Origin of the sequence: Dendronalium phyllosphericum CENA369, assembly GCF_016056275.1 — a bacterium.
Taxonomy (GTDB): Bacteria; Cyanobacteriota; Cyanobacteriia; order Cyanobacteriales; family Nostocaceae; genus Dendronalium; species Dendronalium phyllosphericum.
This window is the reverse complement of record NZ_JAECZA010000147.1, coordinates 1-5,188: the sequence shown is the minus strand read 5'-3', so window position 1 is coordinate 5,188 and position 5,188 is coordinate 1. Positions and strand designations below refer to the sequence as shown.

At 40.7% G+C, this 5,188-nt stretch carries 4 protein-coding genes and 1 pseudogene; 3 read left to right on the top strand and 2 right to left on the bottom strand.

From position 1 onward, the window contains the following. Positions 1 to 132: 132 nt before the first annotated feature. On the bottom strand, positions 133 to 561 hold the full coding sequence (gene psbU / locus I8752_RS21035) for a photosystem II complex extrinsic protein PsbU (RefSeq protein ID WP_214434235.1): 429 nt from the start codon (positions 559 to 561) through the stop codon (positions 133 to 135). Positions 562 to 937: 376 nt separating this feature from the next. Further along, complete coding sequence (locus tag I8752_RS21030; protein ID WP_214434234.1) at positions 938 to 1,714, bottom strand: DUF3120 domain-containing protein; 777 nt, start codon at positions 1,712 to 1,714, stop codon at positions 938 to 940. A 177-nt stretch (positions 1,715 to 1,891) separates the two neighbouring features. Here I8752_RS21030 and I8752_RS21025 point away from each other — a divergent pair, with 177 nt between their 5' ends. The 3 genes and pseudogenes from I8752_RS21025 to I8752_RS21015 form a co-directional block, all read left to right on the top strand. Beyond that, positions 1,892 to 2,824 (top strand): undecaprenyl-diphosphate phosphatase, encoded by a 933-nt coding sequence (locus I8752_RS21025; protein WP_214434233.1) that lies wholly within the window; start codon positions 1,892 to 1,894, stop codon positions 2,822 to 2,824. 52 nt (positions 2,825 to 2,876) lie between these two features. Beyond that, entirely contained in the window at positions 2,877 to 4,208 is a 1,332-nt protein-coding gene (locus I8752_RS21020; RefSeq protein WP_214434232.1) for a TIGR03279 family radical SAM protein, read from the top strand. A 169-nt stretch (positions 4,209 to 4,377) separates the two neighbouring features. Then, a pseudogene (locus I8752_RS21015) lies at positions 4,378 to 5,188 on the top strand (glycoside hydrolase family 10 protein); the annotation flags it as partial.

Genomic DNA, 5,188 nt, shown 5'->3' with positions numbered 1-5,188 from the left:
GGTAGGGGGAGCAGGGGGAGATGGGGGAAATAATTCTTAACTTCTAACTTGCAACTCCTAACTCCTCTAAATAGAAGAGTCCCACTCCTCAAAATTGGGAGTGGGCTTTTACTACATTAACCGCAATTACAGTTATCTGTAGATACCGTTGTTAAAGCGATCGTCTCCCTCGTTGAAGGCAGGTTCTAAATCTGTCACGGTGAAGTGATCGAAGTTAGCTTGCAGAGTTTGTTTTTGGCGATCGCTCAATCCCGCAATATCTAGCACATCCTCTACGCTTTTGTAAGGAGCGTTCTTGATGATTTGTTTAGCAAGAGTGGGATATAGCCCTGGATACTGCTGAAAAGCTCGCACGTTGGTATTATTCAAATCAATTTTTTTTCCAAATTCCGTTGCTAGCTTGGCATCTGCCCGATTCTGCCGTTCAATAGCCAAAACAGGCACTTGAGGAAGAGAAAAACTATACAAACCAGCAGCCTGGGCTGTCTGATTTGTTCCTAGCCATCCCCAGCAGCCCAGCAACAAACTAAACACTGTTAATAAACGCACCAATCCTTTCACGATTTTTCCACCTCTTTCCATTAAACTTAAAAAACAGCTTTAAGCTAAAAGTGTCAACAGTCAATAGTTTTGACTGTTGACTGGCTGATAACTTAATCAACACACAGCAGTCATCAGAAACTAATATACAGCTTATTAATATCCACAATATTTGCTGCTACTTGGTTTGACTCTACTTTTACCAAAAATTATTTAAATTATTTTTACAGACGTTGTCAGTTGTCAGTGGTCAGTGGTCAGTGGTAATAAAGTGCTGAGTCAGGAGTAGAGACGCAATTAATCGCGTCTGTACAAGAATCAAAAGTTAGTGGTTATTTCTCTCACTCCCTCATCACCCTCATCACCCTCATCACCCTCAATCCCCAGTCCCCAATCCTTAAGCAGCGCTAGCAGCCAGTAAAAATAGACTATCTACCAAAATGGTACTTAATACTGCACCACCAAATGCGTGCCAATGAAGTTTTCCTTGATTTAAGGGTAAAATACCGACTGTCAATAATACTAAAGCTAAAATTACTGCCCAAACTTGTCCCCAGGGTGTTTGTACTTGTGTGACGGCATTTTGTAAAACTGATGCTACTTCAGCAGGTTCTACCTGCATAATTTGCCGCCAATAAGGCATTAAGTCTACTAAATAAAAATACACATCTGTCAAGACTGTACCTAGTAAAGAACCTAAATAAAACAAGTTACCAATCTTGCCCCAATTCCTTACTAAGCACCAACAAGCGAATGGTAAACCTATTGATTCTACTGGTAAATGCCATAAAGGTTCCCAACGTAACCAACCCCAGTAAATCGCTCCTGCCAACCAACTCCAGCTAAAGCCTAAGAGCAAATCCCCCCATAAATAAGTTGCAGGACGTGACATTAAAGAAAAACTCAAGCACACCCATAATCCTGTCATCGCCAAACTGACACTAGGCAGCGATCGCACTATTGGCGCTTCCACAAAAACTGGTATTGATACCAAAAACACCGCCGCCGCAAACACTAACCAAGTTTGTCGAAATGTTACGGTTATGGGAACGGAGGCAGACGCGGAGAGTGTATCCAATTCCCTAGTATCCATTTGTCCAGTGTTGCTTGAGCGTAAGTCAGTATCTATAGAAGTGGTAGAAGCTGTGTAGGAGAACAATGTATTATTAATCAAAGTTTTTAATATTTGTTACTAAACTTTATTTTAGTTAATATATCACACTCAATAATCCCCCCTGGGGGCATTTTTATTTTAACTGGATTTTGCGTAGATATATGCCCCCGGAAAAACTGGCTACAACAACGTAAAGTTGGATAATTCACAAAAGATCCATATTTAGGAGTCTATTCAATGGCGATAATCTTAGAAACAAGCGGTATGGATTTGCTGTTTGCTCAGTTATTACAGGTTGGCGGATCTCAATCTGCGGTAGCAGTAGGAGAAGTTAACTTGATACAGCAATTGTTTCAAGCATTTATTCTCGGTATTGTCCAAGGTATTACAGAATTTCTACCTATTAGCAGTACTGCCCATCTGGAAGTATTTACTAAAGCATTTCACTGGGAGCAATTGGGTTCAAAAGCTTTTCTAGCGACAATCCAATTTGGCAGTGTGATTGCCGTGATAATGTATTTTCGAGTAATTATCGCTCAAGTATTAAGCGGAGGCTGGGCGGCTTTCCAACAAAAAGACTGGCAACGAGAAGAATGGAAATTATTAGTAGGAATTGCATTAGGAACTTTGCCCGTACTGATTGGGGGATTTATCCTCAAAAAAGCACTAAATGAGGAAAATTCTGCGATTAACAGCATGACCACTATTGCGATCGCTTCAATAGTGATGGCACTTTTACTAGGTGCAGCCGAACAATTAGGTAGTCGCAAACGAGACTTTAATAGTGTCACAATTGTTGATGGACTGCTGATTGGGCTTGGTCAAATGCTGGCCTTAACTCCAGGTGTATCTCGTTCTGGCTCAACTTTGACAACTGCTTTATTTCTAGGGCTGGAGAGACAGACCGCAGCTAGATTTTCCTTTCTCTTAGGAATTCCCGCCCTCACAATTGCCACCTTGTATGAATTTTTTAAAGAAGCACTGGGTAAAATTGACTTGTTAGTGGTAGCAGTAGGCACATTATCAGCGTTTGTATTTTCTTATATATCTATAGCGTGGCTTTTGCGATACCTGCAAACTAAGAACACTTGGGTTTTTGTCTGGTATCGTTTAGCATTTGGTGCTGCAATCTTGAGTGCGATAGGATCGGGACTGTTGAAAAATAGTTAATAGTTAACAGTTAACTGTTAACTGTTGACTGTTAACTGTTAACTGTTAATTTATGTCTACCATTCGTCCTGCCAAAATTACCAAGGTTCTTCCAGACTCTATAGCCGCAGAGATTGGCTTTGAAGCGGGAGATGCGATAGTTGCTATCAATGGAACGCATCCCCGCGATTTAATTGATTATCAATTTTTATGTGCTGATGAAGTTCTAGAACTAGAAGTTTTAGATGCTAGTGGTAAAAGCCATCAGATTGAAATTGAAAAAGACTATGACGAAGATTTAGGGCTAGAGTTTGAAACAGCTTTGTTTGATGGGTTGATGCAGTGTAATAATCGCTGTCCGTTTTGCTTTATCGACCAACAACCACCCGGTAAGCGTTCTAGCTTGTATTTGAAAGACGATGATTATCGTTTGAGCTTTTTATATGGCTCTTATTTGACTCTCACCAATTTATCAGCAAGGGAATGGCAGCGAATCGAACAAATGCGCCTGTCTCCCTTGTTTGTCTCCGTTCATGCTACAGAACCCGAAGTCAGAATTAGACTGCTGAAAAATCCGCGTGCTGGACAAATATTAGAACAAATCAAGTGGTTTCAAGAAAGGCGGCTGCAAATTCACGCTCAGGTAGTCGTTTGCCCTGGTATAAATGACGGCAAACATCTGGAACAAACTCTGCGAGATTTAGCGTCCTTTTACACTGGAGAATTACCTGCGATCGCCTCAGTAGCTGTAGTACCTGTAGGTTTAACGCGATTTCGTCCAGAGAAGGACGAACTCATACCTGTAACCCCAGAAAAAGCTACAGAAGTTATTTATCAGGTGCGATCGCTCTCACAGCAATTTCGCCAACAATTCGGTTCAGGTTTTGCTTGGTTAGCTGATGAGTGGTTTTTGATTGCAGGTGAGGAATTACCAAGCGAAGCTGAATATGAAGAATATCCCCAAATAGATAACGGTGTTGGTTCCATTCGCTTGTTTATCAAGCAATTTGCCCAGGCAGCTACAGAATTACTACCACCAAAAATCTCTCCTAAACGGAAATTAACGTGGGTAGTAGGCAATGCAGTTGAAAAAGCATTTCAACCTATTTTGCAAAGCTTGAATGCAGTTGATGGTTTAGAAGTAAATATGCGTGCTTTATGTAGTGATTATTGGGGACAAAAAATTACCGTTACAGGATTATTAACAGGTCACGATTTACTTTTAAATTTACAAGGGCAAGATTTATGCGATGGAATTCTGCTGCCCAAAGTCATGCTCAAACACGGAGAATTGGTCTTTTTAGATGATATAAGTATTGAGGAATTAGCTTGCCAACTGAATACAAAAATTTTACCAATAGCAGGAGTTGAAGAATTAATTAACTCCTGTATTGATGACTTTTAAAGCAAATTGTTAAATCGGTTTCAGACAGAAAAATTAAAACTTAAGAACAGCGATCGAAAAAGCCCTGAATTATTTGATGAATAAAATATCAGTTGTTTTTCGGAGGTAATTTCTTGTTATGCTGAATGATAAATAATAAATAATGCCTAATCAACTGAAGGAGTAAATAGTGAAGAATCAGAATAATTACAATAAGAAAATCAGAAAAACTGGATTCTTCATTTTTACTTTTAAGCTTTTAATTTTTAATTTATTTAGTATTTTACCAGCAACAGCAGCCGAAGAACCTATATTGAGCGTAGTGCAAAGCCAAGACAATACGCAGCAATGGACGGGAATTACAAAACGCCTGCAAACCACAGGAGTAAATTATTGCGTGGTTGAGCTAGCTGATATCAGAAGCGCAGCCGATTGGGGCGATCGCCGAATTTTGTTTATGCCAAATGTCGAGACATTAACACCAACACAAGCGATCGCTTTAGAAGAATGGATGAGTAAAGGTGGAATTCTAATTGCCAGCGGGCCTGTAGGTAGTCTTTCAACACCAGGAGTACGCCAGTTAATGCGATCGCTCCTGGGTAGTTATTGGGGATTTAGTCTCAACGACACGCAACAGATAAAACCCTCAAAAGACAGAATGCAGGAATGGACAAACCAAAATGGCCTGTTTGGCAAAATACATGGCGGTGTTGTGATTCCTAACGATCTGACCGGTCAAACTGCTGCGGTCTGGAATTCCAAAGATAATCCTGCCGCAGTAGTCACCACAGACCGTTCCACATTCTTAGGCTGGCGCTGGGGAACAGATGTAGCTTCTACAGCAGAGTTAGATAGTGCTTGGTTAAAAGCTGCCATTACCCATCATCTGGCATCACGAGCAGAGCGCAAAAATAAAGTAGAAGGAGCTTCCTCAAACTGTTCTACCTCAGTAGCAACTACTTCCTCATCCCCTTCATCCCCCTCATCCCCCTCATCCCCCT

What these genes read in the sequence shown, in the direction of transcription:
- I8752_RS21020 (WP_214434232.1), top strand. Translation starts at nt 2,877, where the DNA reads ATGTCTACCATTCGTCCTGCCAAAATTACCAAGGTTCTTCCAGACTCT.
- I8752_RS21025 (WP_214434233.1), top strand. Translation starts at nt 1,892, where the DNA reads ATGGCGATAATCTTAGAAACAAGCGGTATGGATTTGCTGTTTGCTCAG.